The organism is Micromonospora chersina, from assembly GCF_900091475.1.
In the GTDB taxonomy this organism is placed as follows: Bacteria; Actinomycetota; Actinomycetes; order Mycobacteriales; family Micromonosporaceae; genus Micromonospora; species Micromonospora chersina.
The window spans coordinates 6,556,735-6,574,464 of the sequence record NZ_FMIB01000002.1 but is presented as its reverse complement, the minus strand read 5'-3'; the positions used below and the strand labels follow the sequence as shown (position 1 = coordinate 6,574,464).

The 17,730-nt window shown below is 72.7% G+C and carries 17 protein-coding genes and 1 pseudogene; 10 read left to right on the top strand and 8 right to left on the bottom strand.

The annotated features are described in order from the left end of the window. Nucleotides 1-42: 42 nt before the first annotated feature. Complete coding sequence (locus tag GA0070603_RS30590) at nt 43-1,110, bottom strand: FAD-dependent oxidoreductase (protein ID WP_208862975.1); 1,068 nt, start codon at nt 1,108-1,110, stop codon at nt 43-45. Between the two features lie 81 nt (nt 1,111-1,191). Continuing rightward, nucleotides 1,192-1,767 (bottom strand): TetR/AcrR family transcriptional regulator, encoded by a 576-nt coding sequence (locus tag GA0070603_RS30585; RefSeq protein ID WP_091321167.1) that lies wholly within the window; start codon nt 1,765-1,767, stop codon nt 1,192-1,194. 139 nt (nt 1,768-1,906) lie between these two features. Here GA0070603_RS30585 and GA0070603_RS32705 point away from each other — a divergent pair. From GA0070603_RS32705 to GA0070603_RS30565, 4 genes and pseudogenes are all read left to right on the top strand, one after another. Further along, nucleotides 1,907-2,269, top strand: a pseudogene (locus GA0070603_RS32705) (NAD(P)H-dependent oxidoreductase); the annotation flags it as partial. A gap of 315 nt (nt 2,270-2,584) precedes the next feature. Beyond that, on the top strand, nt 2,585-2,905 hold the full coding sequence (locus GA0070603_RS32275) for a DMT family transporter (RefSeq protein WP_091321165.1): 321 nt from the start codon (nt 2,585-2,587) through the stop codon (nt 2,903-2,905). Nucleotides 2,906-2,974: 69 nt separating this feature from the next. Next, nucleotides 2,975-4,756 (top strand): putative glycosyltransferase family protein, encoded by a 1,782-nt coding sequence (locus GA0070603_RS30570; protein ID WP_341864951.1) that lies wholly within the window; start codon nt 2,975-2,977, stop codon nt 4,754-4,756. 35 nt (nt 4,757-4,791) lie between these two features. Next, complete coding sequence (locus GA0070603_RS30565) at nt 4,792-5,784, top strand: glycosyltransferase family 2 protein (RefSeq protein WP_341864950.1); 993 nt, start codon at nt 4,792-4,794, stop codon at nt 5,782-5,784. On the opposite strand, the gene GA0070603_RS30560 is transcribed toward GA0070603_RS30565, so the two are convergent. Further along, complete coding sequence (locus tag GA0070603_RS30560) at nt 5,774-6,112, bottom strand: rhodanese-like domain-containing protein (protein ID WP_091321162.1); 339 nt, start codon at nt 6,110-6,112, stop codon at nt 5,774-5,776. The genes GA0070603_RS30565 and GA0070603_RS30560 overlap by 11 nt on opposite strands. 34 nt (nt 6,113-6,146) lie before the next feature. Between GA0070603_RS30560 and GA0070603_RS30555 the strand changes: the two genes are divergently transcribed. After that, nucleotides 6,147-6,788 (top strand): TetR/AcrR family transcriptional regulator, encoded by a 642-nt coding sequence (locus GA0070603_RS30555; RefSeq protein WP_091321160.1) that lies wholly within the window; start codon nt 6,147-6,149, stop codon nt 6,786-6,788. Between the two features lie 99 nt (nt 6,789-6,887). On the opposite strand, the gene GA0070603_RS30550 is transcribed toward GA0070603_RS30555, so the two are convergent. Together GA0070603_RS30550 and GA0070603_RS30545 are read right to left on the bottom strand one after the other, a co-directional pair. Then, nucleotides 6,888-8,315, bottom strand: a complete 1,428-nt coding sequence (locus GA0070603_RS30550; protein ID WP_091321158.1) for a DHA2 family efflux MFS transporter permease subunit — start codon at nt 8,313-8,315, stop codon at nt 6,888-6,890. 190 nt (nt 8,316-8,505) lie between these two features. Then, nucleotides 8,506-9,786 (bottom strand): FAD-dependent oxidoreductase, encoded by a 1,281-nt coding sequence (locus GA0070603_RS30545; protein WP_244282660.1) that lies wholly within the window; start codon nt 9,784-9,786, stop codon nt 8,506-8,508. Between GA0070603_RS30545 and GA0070603_RS30540 the strand changes: the two genes are divergently transcribed. Next, nucleotides 9,760-10,383 (top strand): TetR/AcrR family transcriptional regulator C-terminal domain-containing protein, encoded by a 624-nt coding sequence (locus GA0070603_RS30540; RefSeq protein ID WP_244282659.1) that lies wholly within the window; start codon nt 9,760-9,762, stop codon nt 10,381-10,383. The two genes, GA0070603_RS30545 and GA0070603_RS30540, sit on opposite strands and share 27 nt — an antisense overlap. 22 nt (nt 10,384-10,405) lie before the next feature. Here GA0070603_RS30540 and GA0070603_RS30535 read toward each other — a convergent pair whose 3' ends face one another. Both GA0070603_RS30535 and GA0070603_RS30530 read right to left on the bottom strand, forming a co-directional pair. After that, the gene (locus GA0070603_RS30535; RefSeq protein ID WP_208862973.1) at nt 10,406-10,819 is read right to left on the bottom strand and encodes an MmcQ/YjbR family DNA-binding protein; all 414 of its coding nucleotides are present in this window, start codon (nt 10,817-10,819) and stop codon (nt 10,406-10,408) included. A gap of 140 nt (nt 10,820-10,959) precedes the next feature. Beyond that, nucleotides 10,960-12,174, bottom strand: coding sequence for a hypothetical protein (locus tag GA0070603_RS30530; RefSeq protein ID WP_091321154.1), 1,215 nt, complete (start codon nt 12,172-12,174; stop codon nt 10,960-10,962). Between the two features lie 692 nt (nt 12,175-12,866). Here GA0070603_RS30530 and GA0070603_RS30520 point away from each other — a divergent pair. After that, nucleotides 12,867-13,982, top strand: a complete 1,116-nt coding sequence (locus GA0070603_RS30520; RefSeq protein WP_091322457.1) for a MerR family transcriptional regulator — start codon at nt 12,867-12,869, stop codon at nt 13,980-13,982. A 28-nt stretch (nt 13,983-14,010) separates the two neighbouring features. Here the strand turns inward: GA0070603_RS30520 and GA0070603_RS30515 are convergent, their stop codons facing one another. Further along, nucleotides 14,011-14,865 (bottom strand): DUF4253 domain-containing protein, encoded by an 855-nt coding sequence (locus tag GA0070603_RS30515; RefSeq protein WP_091321150.1) that lies wholly within the window; start codon nt 14,863-14,865, stop codon nt 14,011-14,013. A gap of 122 nt (nt 14,866-14,987) precedes the next feature. Here GA0070603_RS30515 and GA0070603_RS30510 point away from each other — a divergent pair, with 122 nt between their 5' ends. From GA0070603_RS30510 to GA0070603_RS30500, 3 genes are all read left to right on the top strand, one after another. Beyond that, nucleotides 14,988-15,476 carry a hypothetical protein gene (locus GA0070603_RS30510; RefSeq protein ID WP_091321148.1) on the top strand — a complete coding sequence of 163 codons (489 nt, stop codon included), beginning with the start codon at nt 14,988-14,990 and terminating at the stop codon, nt 15,474-15,476. 136 nt (nt 15,477-15,612) lie between these two features. After that, the gene (locus GA0070603_RS30505) at nt 15,613-16,659 is read left to right on the top strand and encodes a hypothetical protein (RefSeq protein ID WP_139131958.1); all 1,047 of its coding nucleotides are present in this window, start codon (nt 15,613-15,615) and stop codon (nt 16,657-16,659) included. Nucleotides 16,660-16,778: 119 nt separating this feature from the next. Beyond that, complete coding sequence (locus tag GA0070603_RS30500; protein ID WP_091321144.1) at nt 16,779-17,648, top strand: DUF6745 domain-containing protein; 870 nt, start codon at nt 16,779-16,781, stop codon at nt 17,646-17,648. Nucleotides 17,649-17,730: the final 82 nt, after the last annotated feature.

Genomic DNA, 17,730 nt, shown 5'->3' with positions numbered 1-17,730 from the left:
GCCTGATCGTAGCCACGCCCGCCGCCGGCCCTCTCCGGAAAGCTACGCGGCGACGCCGTGCGGGTCCGCCGGCGCCGCCAGGAGCGCACGCAGCTCGCGGACGGCCGCCCGACCGGCGCGGTTCGCGCCGACGGTACTCGCGGACGGCCCGTAGCCGACCAGGTGGATCCGGGGATCGGCGACCACCCGGGTGCCGTCCATGACGATGCCGCCGCGGGGCCCGCGCAGCCGCAGCGGGGCCAGGTGGTCGAGCGCCGGCCGGAAGCCGGTGCACCAGAGGATGACGTCCGCGTCCTGTGCCGCACCGTCGGGCCACCGGACGCCGTCGGGGACGATCCGGTCGAACATGGGCCGGCGTACGAGGAGGCCGCGTTCCCGGGCGTCGCGGAGCTGCGGTGTCCACGCCAGCTCGCCGGCGCTGATGATGCTTCCCGGGGGCAGGCCGGCGCGGACGCGTGCGTCGACTCTGGCGACCACCTCGCGACCGTGCTCCGGCGTGAACGGCCCGTCCCGGAACACCGGCGGGCGGCGGGTGACCCAGGTCGTCGTCGCCGCGACGTCGGCGATCTCGACCAGGAGCTGCACGGCCGACGTTCCGCCCCCGACGACGACCACGCGTTTCCCGGCGAACTCGGCGGGGCCCCGGTAGTGGGCGGTGTGCAACTGCCGCCCGCGGAACGTCTCCTGTCCGGGGTAGTACGGCACGAACGGCCGGGTCCACGTTCCGGTGGCGTTGATCAGGGCGCGGGTCGTCCAGGTGCCCTTGTCGGTCTCGACGAGGAGCCGTCCGTCGCCGGCGTCCCGGACGGCCGTGACGGCGACCGGCCGCCGCACGTCGAGGCCGAATTCCCGCTCGAAGTCGGCGAAGTACGCCGGCACCGCCTCGGCGGCCGGCTCGTCCGGCGGGGGTGGCGTGAAGCGCATCCCGGGCAGGTCGAAGATCCCGTGCACGGTCGCCATGCGCAGTGTCGGCCAGCGGTGCCGCCAGGCTCCGCCGGGCGCGCGGTCGGCGTCCAGGACGGCGAAGTCGAGACCGGAGGAGCGCAGGTGGTACGCGCTGGACAGGCCCGCCTGACCGGCCCCGATCACCACCACATCCGTCTTCGGCACGTGCCGCACAACGCCTCCGGGTGTGCGGGCCTTCCCACCGGGGAGGGATCTCACACCGCCCGGAGGCCGGCCCGACCGAACTCAGTCGGGCAGGACCTGTGCCAGGTGGGCGAGCGCGCTCTTGACCTGGTCGACGGTCTGCCCGCGCTCGTGGCGCTGGTACCGGTAGAGCTCGGGAGCGAGCGGCGCGAGCAGGGCGTCGGCGAGGGCGTCGTCCTCCCGGCCGGCGGCCCGGATCAGGGAGCTGACGAAGGTCCGCCAGAATCCGTACGCCCCGGTGGCGAAGCGGGTGGCGCCCTGTTCGGCACCGAGCGCCAACGGCAGGTGCTGTTCGAGCAGATCGACCATGGAGGCGTAGAACGCCTGGAGGCGCCGGCGCGGCGAGGCGCCCGGTCCGAGCGGTGGCGGCCCGGAGATCATCCGCTGCTGGAGGTCCTGTTCGTGCACGTCGAGGAGGGCGACAGCGACGGAGGTGACGTCCGGGTAGCGGCGGTAGAGCGTCGCCCGGCCGACCCCGGCGGCGCCGGCCAGTTCGGTCATAGAGATCTGCGGCCCGCGCTCGGCGAACAGGCGTTCCGCCGCGGCGAGGATGCGTCGCCGGTTGGCCGCCGCGTCGGCCCGTTCCGCCGGGGCCGGGGCCAGGAGGTTCTCCGCCATCACGACAGCCTAACCGGACATGGCATCCACTTACCGGTGAGCCCCGCCGCGGTTAAGTGGACGCGACGTCCACTTAACTGCTAGCGTCGGAGCCAACCGGACACTGCGTCCACTTCCTCTCGCGTAGGGACCGAAAGCCATGCCCCACCTGCTGCACCTCGACACCAGCGCCCGCCGGACATCGCACTCCCGCGCCCTCAGCGCGGCGTTCGCCGACGCGTGGCGGGCCGCCCGCCCGGACGCGACGTACACCTACCGCGATCTCGCCGCCTCCCCCGTCCCGGTCATCGGCGAGGCGTGGACCGAGATCTGCGACCACGCGCTGACGCACGGCATCACCGACCCCGGCAGCCTCGCGGAGGGGGTGCGGACACCGGCGCAGCGGGCGGCGTGGGCCGTGGTGGAACCCCTGCTCGCGGAACTGATCTCCGCGGATGTCCTGCTCATCGGTGCTCCGATGTACAACTTCTCCGTCCCCGCGAGCCTGAAGCTGTGGATCGACCAGGTCACCTTCCCGCGCGCCGGACTGGACCTGAAGGTCGTCCGTCGCCGGCGCGCGTGGTGGCTCCTACGCCCCCGGCACCCCCCGGGAGCCCTTCGACCACCACGAGCGGTACCTGCGCGACTTCTTCCACGGCCACTTCCAGGTCGACGACGTCACCTTCGTCAACGCCGAGTTCGTGAACTCCACGGTGGACCCGACGCTCGACCACTGGCGCGAGGCCTACCGCCGGTCGTACGCCGAAGCCCGGCAGGCGGCGGAAGCACTGGCGCGGGAAGTGGCCACCCCCGCGGCCAGCACCGCACGGCGGCCGGCATGAGCTGGCTCACCCTGGTGCTCGCCGGTCTCGTCGAGATCGTCTGGTCGCAGACCATCAGACCGACGCAGAACTTCACCAGGCCGGGCCCCACCCTGCTCTGCCTGATCCTCGGAACCGCCGCCGTCTACCTGCTCTCCCGGGCGATGCGGGACCTGCCGGTCGGCACCGCCTACGCCGTGTTCACCGGCATCGGCGCGATCGGCGCGATCTCGCTCGGCATCGTCGTGCACAAGGACCCGGTCAGCGTCGGCCGCTTCACCGCGCTGGCGATGATCACCGGCGGCATCATGCTCGCCCGGGTCACCAGCTCCGACTGACCACTCCGCGAGTCCACACTTCGGACCGACCGTCGACAACGCGGCTAGCATCGAGGATCATGCATATCCGTGTCCACCCGAGCCGCCGACGGCCGGCCGGTCGCCGCGAGCGACGGCCACAGCCCAACCCCCACCGCCCCGACCGCTGACCGCCGGGCGTGGTGGCGCTGGCTGCGCCACGAATGGACCGGTGCGATCGTCGGTGGCCTGCTGCTCGCGGTGGCACTGACCTGGCCCACGATGCGGCATCCGGCGAGCACGGTGCCCGGCGACCTCGGCGACCCGACGTTGCAGGCGTGGCAGATGTCCTGGGCGGGCCACGCCCTGGTGCACCATCCCCTCGACCTCTGGCACTCGAACACGTTCTACCCGGAGCGGTACACGTTCGCCTACAGCGACACCCTCCTCGGGTACGCCCCGATGGGCGCGCTCGGCTCGGGTTTCGAGGCCGCCCTGGTCCACTACAACCTCATGTACGTGCTGGTGCACGCGCTGGCGTTCGTCGGGGCGTACGCGTTGGTCCGGCAACTCGGGGCGGGCCGGTGGGGCGGTGCGGTCGCCGGGGTCGCGTGGGCGTACGCGCCGTGGCGGCTGGCGCACGCGGGCCACCTGAACATCATCTCCAGCGGCGGGATCGCGTTGTCCCTGGCGATGCTGGCGCGCGGGCACGGCTGGTCGCTGCGGCACGGGTACCGGCCGGAGCGGCGCCGGCCGGGGTGGGCGTTGGCGGGGTGGGTCGTCGCCGCCTGGCAGGTGAGCCTGGGCTTCGGCATCGGGCTGCCACTTGTCTACTTCCTGCTCGCCGCCGTGCTGGTGGCCGCCGGCTGCTACGGCTGGTCGTGGTGGCGGCGGGAGAGAGCCCCGTTCGGCCGCCGGTTGCTGCTGGCCGACCTGGCCGGCGGGCTCGTCTTCGGCGCGGTGACGCTGCTCCTGGGGCTGGTCTACCTGCGGGTGGTGGACCTCAATCCGCAGGCCGTGCGGTCCCTGGACTGGACGGAGATGTTCTCGCCGCCGCTGATCGGCTTCGTCACCGCGCCGGCGGACTCCTGGTTGTGGGGTGAGCCGCACGCGGCGGCCCGGGAACAGCTGTCCTGGCCCCCCGAGATGGCGTTGCTGCCCGGGATGGCCCTGATCGGGATGGCCATGGCGGGCCTGTTCGTCTCGGTCTACCCGGTGCGGCAGCGGATCGCGCTGGGGCTGGGCGTCCTCGGGACGGTGCTGCTGGGGCTGGGCGCCACGCTGGGTGGCGACGGCGACCCCGGCTACCTCACGCTGTCCCGGCACCTGCCCGGCTGGGACGCACTGCGGACGCCGGGCCGGATGATGCACTGGACCAGCCTGCTGCTGGCGGTGCTGGCGGCCGGCCTGGTGACGGCGATCGCCGAGTCGAGACGGCCGCCGACCACGAGGTGGACGCGGCTCCTGGCGCCGGCGGTTCTCCTGGTACCGCTGGCCCTGGTCGCCCTCGAAGGGGTCAACCGCACGCCGCACCCGGAGGTGCCGCGGCCACCGGCCGCGCTGCGGGCGGCTGACGAACCCGTCCTGCTGCTGCCGATCGGCGGCACGAACGACCTGCACTACATGCTGTGGACGACCGACGGGTTCCCCCGGGTGGCGAACGGGCTGGCCGGCTTCGAGCCCGCCACCCTGGCGCAGACCCGGACGGCGGCGGCCTCCTTCCCCGATCCCACAAGCGTGGCCTACCTGCGCGGCATCGGGATCCGGTCGGTGGTGGCCATGCCCGACCGGGCCGCCGGGACGCCGTGGGAGGGCATCGCCGCCCGGCCGGTCGACGGCCTGGGCATCACCCGGGAGGAGATCGACGGTGTGCTGGTCTACCACCTCGGGTGAGGGCTCTCCGGGTACGAGGCGGGCGAGGTGAGGACGTGCGGCTGTCGGTAGTGGTGCCCTGCTTCAACGAGGAAGCGTCGGTGGAGGGGCTGCACCGGGCGGTGACCGCCGCGCTGGCCGAGCTGACCGACGTGGACGTCGAGGTGGTCTACGTCGACGACGGGAGCGCGGACGGCACCCTCGTGGCGTTGCGCCGGCTGGCCGCGGGCGACCCGAGGGTGCGGTACACGTCGCTGAGCCGGAACTTCGGCAAGGAGGCGGCGATGCTGGCCGGCCTGGAGCGCGCCACCGGGGACGCCGTGGTCATCATGGACGCCGACCTGCAGCACCCGCCGCGACTGCTGCCCGAGATGGTGGCGCTGTACCGCCAGGGTTTCGACCAGGTGATCGCCCGCCGGGACCGGCACGGTGACCGGCTCCTGCGGATGCTCGCCTCGCGGTCGTTCTACCGGGTGGTGAACTGGTGGAGCGACGTACGGCTGCTCGACGGGGCGGGCGACTTCCGGCTGCTGTCCCGGCTCGCGGTGGACGCCGTGCTGGCCATGCCCGAGTACAACCGGTTCTCCAAGGGACTGTTCTCCTGGATCGGGTTCCGGACCGTCGTGGTCGCGCACCGCAACGAGACACGCCAGGCCGGCCGGAGCCGGTGGACGTTCGGCAAGCTCTTCAACTACGCGTTCGACGGTCTCCTGTCGTTCAACAACCGACCGCTGCGACTGGCCATCTACGGCGGCCTGTTCCTCACCCTGATCGCGCTGGGCTACATGATCTGGGTGGTCGCCGACGCCGTCGAGAAGGGCATCGACGTCCCCGGCTACACCACGATCATCGTCAGCGTGATCGGTCTCGGCGGGATCCAGATGATGATTCTCGGCGTCATCGGGGAGTACATCGGCCGGATCTACTACGAGACCAAGCGCCGGCCGCACTACCTGGTCCAGGAGACGGAGGGCCTGCGGAGGGAGAGCGGGCAGGCCCCGTGCGGGGAGGTCGCGGGCACGACCTCCCCGCGCCGCCTCAGCGGGTGAGCGCCCCGGACTCGGTGGGCAGTCCGGCGCCCACCCAGTCCTCGATGCCCTCGGCGTACTTGCGGGCGTTCGTGTAGCCGAGCGCGGTGAGGCGGTCGGCCACCCGGCCGCTGTTCGGGCAGGCCGGGTTGGAGCAGTAGGTGACGACGGGCGCGTTCCGGTCCGGCAGCAGCTCACCGGCGCGGTCGGCCACCTCGGCCTCGACCAGCGGGACGGCGCCGGGCAGGTGCTGCCGGGCGTAGTACTCGCCGCCCAGCGCGTCGACGACCGTGACGGTCCCCGCCTCGATGGCGGTACGCAGTTCCTCGCGGCTGATCCGGGCAGTCATGACAACCTCCAGAGAAGTGGACTACAGTCCGTTTATGCCTCGGAACGATAGCGGACCGCGGTCCGCTTATGCCACTCCCCCGGCCGAACTCGTCGAGTTGCGTACGACACCCCCGCGCGAGCGGGCCGACGCCGCCCGCAACCGCGCCGCCGTGCTGGACGCCGCCGCGACCCTGTTCCGCGAGCACGGCGTCGAGGGGGTCTCCATGGAGGCGGTGGCCGCCGCGGCGGGAGTGGGCAAGGGCACCCTGTTCCGGCGGTTCGGTGACAAGGCGGGGCTGGCCACCGCCCTGCTCGACACCCACGAGCGCGCGCTGCAGGAGGCGATCCTGTTCGGCCCCGCGCCCCTCGGGCCCGGCCCGGCCGACGCGTCGCCGCCGGCACGGGACCGGCTGCACGCCTTCGTCGAGGCGTACCTGGACTACCTGCTCGACCACCTCGACCTGGTCCGGATCTCGGAGACCGCCGCGCCCGGCGCCCGGTACCGGATCGGGGCGTACCGGTTCTGGCACCGGCACGTGACGCTGCTCCTCGCGGACCGCCCGGATCCGGCCGCCGAGGCGCACACCCTGCTCGCCACGCTCGCCGCCGAGCACGTACGCGCGGCCCTCGACGACATCGGAGCCGACCGGCTGCGAGCGGCGACCCTGCGGCTGGCCGCCGCCCTGACCACCTGACGGTCGCGGGGCCGCTGTCGCGGAACGGCGCCGGTGGATCAGCCACGCTGGGACTGATCCACCGGCCACCTGTCGCCGGGTCGACTCCTTGCCCTCCGATCAGCCGACCTTCACCGCCTCCGCTTCCGCCTCCGCGACCGGCTGGCGCCTGGCGCCGCGAAGGGTGATCCCGGCGATGACCGCGCCGGCGGCGGCGAGGATTCCGGCGCCGGCGAAGGCGGCGGAGTAGCCGTCGGTCAGGGCGGGCAGGTCGCCGAGCCGGTCGGCGCCGGCGGACGAGGCCACCGCGGTCATCGCGGCCAGGCCGAGCGCGGAGCCGACCTGGTAGCTGGTGTTGACGATGCCGGAGGCGAGTCCGCCCTCCTCGGGTCGGGCGCTGGAGATGGCTGTGCCGAGCGACGGGATGAACGCCAGGGACATGCCCAGCGCGGCGACCAGGGAGGCGGGCAGGACGTCGACGGTGAAGGTGCCCTCGGGGCGCACCAGGGCGAGCCAGCCGAGCCCCACCGCGAGCACCACGAGGCCGGTGACCACCATGGGCTTCGGGCCGAACCGGGCGATGGCCCGCGGGGCGAGGGCGATCATGCCGATCATGATGAGGATCGTCATCGGCAGCAGCGCGGCGCCGCTGGGGAAGGCGCTGTAGCCGAGGACCTGCTGCAGGTAGAGGTTGAGGAAGAACCACATCGGGATCCAGGCCGCGCCGAGCAGCAGTTGGGCGATGTTGGCGGCGGCGAGGTTCGGGGCGCGGAAGATGGACAGGCGCATCAGCGGCTCACGGCGGGACGCCTGGATGGCGACGAACGCGGCCAGGGCGGCGGCGGCTCCGGCGAGGACCAGCCAGGTCTGTCCGGAGGCCCAGCCGACCTCGGGGGCGCGGACGACTCCGTAGACGGCGGCGCCGAGCCCGACGGTCACCGCGACGGCGCCGATGGCGTCCAGCGAGCCGCGGCGGGTGCCGCCGGCAGGCATCAGGGCAGGCGTCGCCAGCAGCGCGAGCGCGGCGATCGGGATGTTGACGTAGAAGACCCAGGGCCAGCTGATGTACTCGGTGATGACACCGCCGAGGAAGACGCCGGCGGTGCCACCGGCCGGTGCCGCGGCGCCGTAGAGCGCGAGCGCGCGGGTGAGCTCCCGGGGTTCGCCGCCGAAGAGCATCATCAGCAGGGTGAGCGCCGACGGGGCGATCAGCGCCGCGCCGGCGCCCTGGACGGCGCGGGCGGCCAGCTCGACAGCGACGCTGTCGGCCAGGCCGGCGACGGCCGAGCCGATGAGCAGGACGGACCAGCCGGCGGCGAAGACGCGCCGGGCGCCGAGCAGGTCGGACAGCCGGCCGCCGAGCAGCAGCAGGCCGCCGAACGCGACGACGTAGGCGTTGAACACCCAGGACAGGTTCTCCGGTGAGAAGCCGAGATCAGCCTGTATGCGTGGTAGTGCGACGCCGATGATCGAGGTGTCCATGATGACCATGAACTGGGCCAGGGCGATGAGTCCCAGAGCCCACCAACGCTTCGAACCGGATGACATTGCGACCACTCCTTCAGTACCCCTAGGGGGTATGTGTGATGGCTAAAGGTTTACCCCCCGGGGGTATCAGGTGTCAAGTCCCCGCCACGTGTCGGTGCCAGGTCGAGGAGTCCGCCGGCGTCGGCGAGCAGGTCGCACGCCTCCACCCAGGGAGCGTCCACAAGGGTGTGAGGCCGGCCGCCGCGCGGTGTCAGTCCGCGGCTGCCGGCTCGGCGCGTGGCGTGAAGAAGCGGACGATGTCGTCGGCCGCGGTGGGCGACAGCATCATCGCCTGAACCCGTGCGGACATCTCGGCGATCGGGTGGACTCTGGCGAACATCGCCTTCTCGTACGCCTGGATCGCGGCGTCGGGGTCGGCGGGACTGCCGGCCAGTTCGGCGGCGAGTTCGGCGGCGTCGAGCATGGCCTGGTTGGCGCCCTCGCCAACCGGCGGCATGAGGTGCGCGGCGTCACCGATGAGCGTGACGCCCGGCCGGTGGACCCAGCGCGTACCGGTGGGCATCGCCTCGATCCTGCGAGGGATCGGCGGGCCGTCGCCGGCCTCGATGAGTGCCGTGAGCCTGCGGTCCCAGCCGTCGAACATGTCCAGCAGAGCGCGCCTGCTGCGGTAGGCGTCCAGGTGCCGATCGTCCGCAGGCAGGGAGATCCCGACCCGGATCGTGCCCTCGCCGAGGCGTTGCGCCGCCAGGATCCGGCGCACGCCGATGCACCAGAGGTTTCCGGGGCCGACCAGCTCGGCGAGGTCCGGATGGCGCCGGTCGGCGTCGCCGATGCTCAGCTCCACCAGGGTGGCCACCGGGGACAGTGCCGCGTCGGTCAGCAGCGGCCGGACGACCGAGCGCGCGCCGTCCGCGCCGACGAGGACGTCACAGTCGGCGCGGTGACCGTCGTCGAACGTCAACCCGAAGCCTCCGCCGGGTCGTGGCGTCGCCGCGACGAGCCGGTGCCCCCAGGCCACCGCGTCACCGGGGAGCGAATCGAGCAGGAGATCACGCAGTGCGCGGCGGTCGATCTCGGGGCGCCCGGAGAACGAGCCGGGTGGTGGCCTGTGGTGCACGAGGGTGCGTCCGGCCGGGTCGAGGATCCGGTGTTCCTCGCCCTCCGGCCGCGCCTCGGACCGGAACCGGCCGGTGAGGCCCGCGTCGGTCAGGGCCCGTTGTCCGGACTCAGGGTGCAGGTCGAGCGATCCGCCCTGTGCTCGCGCGGACCGGCCCGCCTCGCGTTCGTAGACCACCGCGTCGATGCCGTGCCGGTGCAGGACCCGGGCCAGCGTCAGGCCGCCCAGGCCACCACCGGCAATCGCGATTCGCATCAGGGCCTCCATTACCGTACACTGTATCTCGTGGATACGCCGTACGGTAGCGCGCCGCTGCCCATCTGGGAACGGCCCGAGCCTCAGCCGCGGGCGGCGCCCGTGCCGCTGAGCCGCGCGAAGATCGCCGCCGTGGCGATCCGGCTCGCCGACGCGCACGGCCTCGACGGGCTGTCGGTACGCAAGATCGCCAAAGAGCTGGGCGTCGGCCCGATGCGGCTCTACGACTACGTGGTCAACAGATCCGAGCTGCTCGATCTGATGGTCGACGCCGTCTACGCCCGGATCGCCGAGGCCGGCCAGCACTCCGGCTGGCGCGCCACCGTCCTGGCCATCGTCCACCGGACACGCGAAGCCGCCCTCGACCATGAATGGTTCGCCGACCTGCTCGGCGCGAGGCCGCACCTGGGACCGCACGCGCTCGCCGTCGGCGAATCGACGGCGGCGGCGCTCAGCCAGGCCCCCGGCGTGCGCAGTGTCGACGATCTCCAACGGGCCCTGGGCGCACTCAACGCGTTCGTCGTCGGAGCGCTCCGCAGGGAGATCACCGAGCGACGCACCGCCCGTTCGACGGGCACCGACGTGTCCGCCTGGCAGGCCGCCCTCGGGCCGTACCTGACACGCATGCTCGAAACAGGCCGCTACCCCACCGTCGCCCGGCTCGTCGTCGACGGCGCCCACCTCGACGCCGAGGAGACCTTCCATCACAACCTGGTCACCGTCCTGGACGGCATCACCAGCCGCCCCCACACGTGACCACCCGCTCGCAGGGCAGCGGTCAGCAGGTGGGCTGCGCTCCGCTCAGATCCGGGTTCGACGGCTCGACGCCGTCATCGAGGTCACCGACGAGCGAGTCCGGGGCGCGCATGCGCCACGCGTCGGTGACAAGCTCCCTCAGCCGATCGACGCTCACCCGCTCCAGCCGCAGCATGACCAGGGGCAACCCGTCATACGCGGGCGTGGTGAAGAAGAGTTCGGGCTCGCCGAGGAGCAGGGCCTGCTTCTCCGCCTCGTCGCCCACGTACAGCACCGCGACATCGGTCCGGATGCGGCGTGGCGTGCCGGGTCTGCGCTCGGGGTAGGACCAGACGAAGCCCTTGTCGGCGACCCGGAAGTCGAAGCCCTGGCTGTCGATCTCGACCACGTGAGGCAGCGCCAGCGCCAGGTGACGCACATCGTCCGCGTCAGCCATCGACGTCACTCCCGGACAGCGCCTCCCGCATCCGGACAGCCTAACCGCCGGTCCGGCGCGGCCGTCCGCGCCGGCGGCCCGACAGGCGCCTGGGCTCAGGCGCGGAGGCGGACGCTCACCGCCGGTTGGTGGGGTTCGGGTCAGGCACGCGGTTCGGTCGGCTGGGCCGGCACGTACTCGAGAATCACCGCCCGCAGGTAGCGCGGGTTGGTGGGGAGATCGGCCGCTCCCACCGCGAACATCAGCGGGCTGCCCGGCGTCCCGGCGATCCCGTGCAGGCTCATGCCGACCGCGCCCGCCGGCTGCGGCGCGGGCATGTCGACCCACCCGCCCGCGCCGTACGTGGCGAGCGCCGCGCTCGGCGCCGGGGAGTTGTCGATGAGCCACGGCACCCCGGCCGGGTCGGTCGCCACGTCGGGCAGCGCGCCTTCCGGCGCACCACCCAGGATCTCGAAGGATCCACCGCCGCCACGTACGGCCAACCCACCGTCCCCGACCGCCCACAGCTCGCCGGACGAACGACCCGCGAGCGCCTGGAACGAGGACTCCCGTCCGTTGACGCCCACCTGAACCGTACGCCAGCCTGAGCCGTTCCAGTGGAAGAGCAGCGGACCCTTGAACCCCGTCCACGCGCCGTTGCCAGCAGCCCAGACGTCATCCGCCCGGAATGCCTTGATCGCGGTGACGGTGCAGAAGTTCGGCATGCCACCTATCGATGTGCCGCCGGTGCGGCACTCGGCGGGCGACCGGTGCGACCGCCAGGACCGGCCGTCCCACTCCTCGATGATCACCTCGTGGAGCCGGTTGCCCACCACCCAGGTGTGTCCGCCCGCGACGGTGAGCCCCGTGATCAGCGCGTAGCTTCCGCTGTCGCGCCGCGGGAGGGACACCTCGCGCCAGGCGGTTCCGTCGTAGTGCAGGACGTGCGTCTCCTGGTCCTCCGGGCGGGCGGCGGCCGTGCTGCCGACCGCCCAGACGTTCGAGGGCGAGTCGGCCGCGACGAGGTCGAACCGACCGTGCCACGTGATCGCCGGCAGCGCCACGCGTGCCCAGCGCGTCCCGTCCCACTGGAGGATCAACGGGGTGCCGGTGTCGTTCGGCTGGTCGGGCGAGTAGGCCTCGCTGCCGACGGCCCACGCGTGCGTGGCGTCCACCGCCACGACGTCCCACAGCACGCTTGTCGGCCCGCCGAGCTCCGGCAACGCGGCCAGGCGCCAGGCCGGCGCCGGCGCGTTGGTGACGACGGTTTCGGGCGACCCGCCGGCGGGTCCCGACGGTGCCGGCGAGGTGCTCGTGCCGGCGGTGCAGCCCGACGCCAGCAGGACAGCGGCCACCGTCGCGGCAATCTTGCGCATGGCGCCGATGATCGCAGGGCCGCGCCAGTGCTCGGCAGCAGGACGAAAGTGGGTGGCCGGGCCAGTCCGGCCGGCCCTATCGTGTCACCCGTTCGTCGTGTCCGACCCACTCACAGAGGACTTCACTCCGCGTGACGCCGCCCGCTCTCCAGACCTGACACCTTCCCCGTGCATCGGTCGCCGACGTCGCCGTCGGCTCTTTTCCCATGCCTTCCGTCAGGTCTTCGGAGAGATCATGTCAACGCGTCCTCATGTCATGCCGCCCTGGGTCCTTCGCGGCACCCGCCTTCCCCTGCTCGCGCTCCGCTGCGTCCACTGCCGTCCCGGCCTCGCCGCCCTGGAGCGGAACCCCTGCCGGCACCTGCTCGACCCGTCCCCCCGCGAAAGCCCCTGGCCCGTCCCGCTTCCGGTCGTCCTCGACGACGGCGTGCCCCGTCGTCCCGAACGGCTCGGCAACCGAATGGCCGGGCGTCGGCCGCGGGCGGATCGCGCCACGGGCCGCCGCCGTGGGCCTGAGCCGCGGCGACAGGCACGGTGGCCACGCCCCGGACCGCATCACGCGGCGGTCCGCGCGCGCTCGCTCACGACCGGGCCCGACCGAAGGTCAGGGCCGGCCCGGTACCGGCGAGGAGGGTGAACGCCCGGACGGAGCACTTGCTCCTCACGCGGCGTCAGGGCACATGATCGGTGGCGTGGAGGAGCACCTGACCGTGGGACGTGTGGCGGAGTTGGCCGGCGTCAGCGTCCGCACACTGCACCACTATGACGAGATCGGCCTCCTGGAGCCGTCCACACGGACCGCGGCGGGGCACCGGGCCTACTCCGCGAGCGATGTGGAGCGGCTCCGGGAGGTGCTCGCCTACCGGCGGCTCGGCTTCGGCCTGCGGGAGATCGCGGATCTGGTCGACGATCCGGCCACCGACGCGGTCGCGCACCTGTGCCGGCTGCGTGGGCTGCTCATGGACCAGCGCGACCGTGCCGCCGCCATGGTGACGGCCATCGACAGGGAACTGGAGGCACGAGCGATGGGAATCAGGACGACGCCCGAGGAGCAGCTGAAGGTGTTCGGCGCGCAGTTGTACGACACCATCGGGTCCGCGTACCCGGCGACGCGGCGCACGGAGCCACGGATCGCCGCGCGCATCTGGGAGGCGTTGGGGGACGCACGGACGGTGCTGAACGTCGGGGCCGGCACCGGCTCCTACGAACCACCCGACCGGGACGTCACGGCGGTGGAGCCGTCGGCGGTCATGCGGGCGCAGCGTCCCGCGGGCGCGGCGCCGTGCGTGGCCGCCGCCGCGGAGAGTCTGCCGTTCGAGGATCAGTCCTTCGACGCGGCCATGGCGGTCAGCACCGTCCATCACTGGCCGGACCCGGTCGCCGGACTGCGGGAGATGCGGCGGGTGGCCCGCCGGGTGGTCGTGTTCACGTACGACGCCGACGACACCGGCTGGCGTCAGCGGTTCTGGCTCACCCGCGACTACCTGCCGGAGTTCGCGGACCTCCTCGTCGGCTGGCCGTCCCTGGCCGACCTGACCCGCGCGATCGGAGGACGCGCGGAGCCGGTGCTGGTCCCGTGGGACTGCGCCGACGGCTTCTTCGAGGCGTACTGGCGCCGGCCCGAGGCGTACCTGGACGAACGCGTACGCCGTGCGGTTTCGGTGTGGACCAGAGTCGGACCGCAGGCGGAGAAACGGGCGGTCAGCACGCTGCGCGAAGATCTTTCCTCCGGTCGCTGGGCCGAGCGCAACCGCGACATCGTCGCCCTCGACACGGCGGAGCTCGGTCTCCGCCTGCTCGTCGCCTGAGCCGCCGTGCGCGAGCTGGTCGGATTCGTCAGGGCCGGTTGTGCACGAACCACGCGTCACCGGCGGACAGGGCGACGGCGACCTCCCACCGGTTGAGGTCGAGGTTCGGGGCGAGCGCCTTGAGCTGCCCGGCGGCGGCCCACGCCTCGTCACCCGGCGCGGGTGGACGACCCACCTGGAACTGCAGCATGGTGCCCCATGACGCGACCAGGCGGGCGTCCCACCGGTGACGCCACTGCGCCAACACCTCGGCGAGCCTCCGCTGGTACTCGGAGGTCAGGGCGCCGTAGAAGTCCACCCAGTACCCCGAGCTGCGGATGTCGCTTGTGGGCAGCAGCATGAGCAGGACGCTGTTCGGCGTGTACCAGTAGTCGGTCCGCGTCAGGAACCGCACGCTGGCGAACACCCGGGCGTGCAGGTCGGCGTCGGCGAGCAGCCGGTCGTACAGCGTCCTCTCCAGCGCCTGACGCTCGGTCGGCAACGCCACGTCCGACACCAGTGCCGTCAGGGCGACGCCGGCCACGCCACGCGCGTAGTACCCGACCTCGCCCTCGTAGACCTCCTCGTCCTCGCTGTAGTGGTGGTAGATCGACCAGGGATCGGAAGCCTCGGCCGCCTCGGCGAACGCGCGCAGCTCCGACTCCGACGGGCCCGGCTCCGGCTCGGGCCGGAACCGCAGCGTGCCGTCGAAGTCGTCGGTGACCAGGACGGGCCGGCGTCCGAGGACCGGCACCAGCGCGTCGGCGGCCTGCCAGGCCGGGTGCAGGCGGTCAGGGTCGACGTCGGCGACCAGGACGGTGCCCGCCGGGCCGTGCCCGATCGGCAGGCCGGCAAGCGGCGTGCCGACGAAGGCGGCTCTGATCTGGTCGAGGTCGTTTCGCACGGTAGGAGTGTGGCCGATCATCGACGCGGCGTGGGGGTGGGTCCTCGCCGGGAAGGTCGGTGGCTGAGTGTGCGGGAGACCGGGGCGGCGCGGGACGGCGTCGTGTGATCTGATCCCTGCCGATGACGACACCGCACGCCCCCGCCACCGATCCCGACGCCGCTTCGGCCACGCCGCCGCACGTGCGCCGCATGATCGTGCTCATGCTCGCCAACCTGGCCCTGAGCGCCCTGTTCGCCGGCGTGATCCTGGTCTTCCAGGAGCAGCTGCTGGACTACCGGCTCGCCCAGCTCGACCTGCCCGCCGGCGCCGACCTGGCCGCCGCCCGGGAGACGATGCGCTCCTCGGTGTGGTCCCGCGCGCTGCCCGTGGCGCTGGTCGCGCTCGGCTACCTGTGGGTGATCCACGGGCTGCGGACGGGCCAGCGCAAGGCGTACCGGCAGGTGGTCTTCATCTCGGTGGCCGTGCTGCTCGGCTCCGGCCTGACGCTGGTCCAGCCGCTCCCCTGGTGGCTCCGGGCGGTCAACGTCGCCAAGGTGCTCGTGGCGCTTGCGCTGCTCTTGCTGACCAGCCGCCCCCAGGTTCGGGGCTGGTTCACCGCGACCAACTGACACGACCTGGCCGACCGTTTCTCGTCCTGACCTCCCGGCCGGGCTGGTGCGTCGAGGTCCGCACTCCCCCGGGAGAGGGAGCGCGTCCCCTGCTACAGGGAGGACAGCGCCGCGAGTCGCCACAGAGCATTGCCCCATGACCATCAAGCCTTGTCCTGCCAGTCCCAGGGTGGTCGGTCGAGTTGTCGACCGGAAGACCTCGTGGGCGATGGCCTGCGGCGTGTTCGTCGTCGCCGAGGTGACGCTGCGGGCGTACTGGATCGCGGGTGGCCGGTGGGGGTACACCGCCTGCGACCGCACCGGACTGGTCGACCCGGCGGGCGGGTGCGGCGCGGCCCGGGTCGAGACACTGCCGTTCTGGGCGGGGTGGGGAGCGGTGGGGGTGGGCGCCGCCCTCGCGGTGCTGGTCGTGTGCGCGGTCCGGTTCCCCGGCCGCTACTCGGCCGCCGGCAGTTGGGCGGCAGCGGTGCTGCTCCTGGTCCTCGCGTTCCCGCTGCATCTGCTCTTCGAGATCCCCGCGGCGTTGGCGGGACGCCCCTCGGACTGGCGCGACCTCGGCGCGCGGGTCGTGCTGGCGACCGGAGGTCTGCTGTTCATCGGGCTCGCCAACTCCTGCGCGCCCCGGCGCGAAGCACGGGAGGCCGGGTACCGGCCGGTGCCGCGGTGGACCCGCCGCTGGGCGTACGTGGCGGCCGCTCTGCCGGTGGTCGGTTGGGCCGTGCCGCACGGGCTGTGGGTGCTCGGCGTTCCGTTCGGAATTCCGCAGCGGCAGCTGGATGACATCCACCGGAACCTCTCGACCTGGACCGGCGTGGCGATCACCCTCGTTCCGCCACTCGCCGGCCTGCTCGTTCTCGGGTTGACCCAGCGCTGGGGGCAGCAGTTCCCACGCTGGGTGCCGGGACTGCGGGGGCGACAGGTTCCCCGGCTCCTGGCGGTGGTCCCCGCCGGGGTGGCGGCGCTCACGCTTGTCACCTACGGCGTGTTGAGCACGGCCGTGCTCGTGCGGCAGGTCCTCACCGGCGACACGCAATGGTCGGACGTGCGTGAGGGGTGGGCGGTGACCGCCACCCTGCTGGTGTTCCTCTGCTGGGGAGCGGCACTGGGCGTCACCACCACCGGCTACGCGATCGCCACCCGGCCTCGCCCGGAGCGGGCCACGAGCACCGCCCTTTCGCTCTGAGCGGCCGGCAACATCCCGGGGGCAGAGGACAGGCGGAGAACCGCCTTGCGCCGGTGCCGCGCCACGGGCCATAGTCGTTCCATGATCTCTTACCGGAAGGGCGGCGACGCCCAGGCGCGGTGAGCGCCCCCGCGCGGCGCACCGACGCCGCGAAACCTTCTCAGGCCGTTCGCAGCGGCAGCCCTCACGACCTGTGGCAGCAGGCCATCCGGATCCGCCAGGAATGGCTCGACCACGCCCTGTCCACGCAGCCGGCCGACAGGCCGACCGCCGAGCGCTGCCTGACCAGCATCTACGCGAGGGCGTCACGGCCGCGACCGCGGTTCGAATGGGTCGACTCGCCGGACAAGGCACGCGCCCTGACCAGCGGCTGGCCCACGCTTGATCAACTCTACGAGCGGATCCGGGACCCCCGGCCGCGCGGCACGGCACCGGTGGCAAGCGACATTGCCATGATCACCTCTCAACTGCGCGGCGCGCTGAGCGCGGGCGTCGCGCACACCGATCCCGAACTGTCACCCGTGCGCGCGAGCAAGACCAAGGAACCATGGCCCGAACTGGCGCCGCTGCAGGCGCTCGACAGCGGCGTTCCGCTCGCTGTCGTGCTGCACCAAGGGGTACGCGCGGCACTGCACCGCAGCCTCGCGCACGGGTACCGCCTACCCGTGCGTGCGGCGCTCGCGGACGACGGCCCGGTACCCGTGTGCTGGTACGGGCAGCAGGACGCGTCATGGATCGCCTACTACGACACGCTGCGTCGGCTCGGCCTTGCCGGGTACGGGCCGGACGAGGCCGAACACCTCGACGGCTGGGCCGACCTGGCCCGCTCCTGCGGCTGGTGGTGGCCGGGCGAGGAGGTGTGCGTCGTGGTGGACCGGCCCCAGGTGATACGCACCGAGCCGGTCTCCGGAACAGTGCACGACCAGATCCGACTGCAACCTCGCGGCCTGCGCTACCGCGACGGCTGGCAACCACTCCTGAGCAGGTGAGCTGAGTCGACAGCCGGCCGGGACGGGCACCCGCCGGTCCCGGCCGGCGCACAGGTGTCGGTGGCCCGGTCATCGGTTCTGC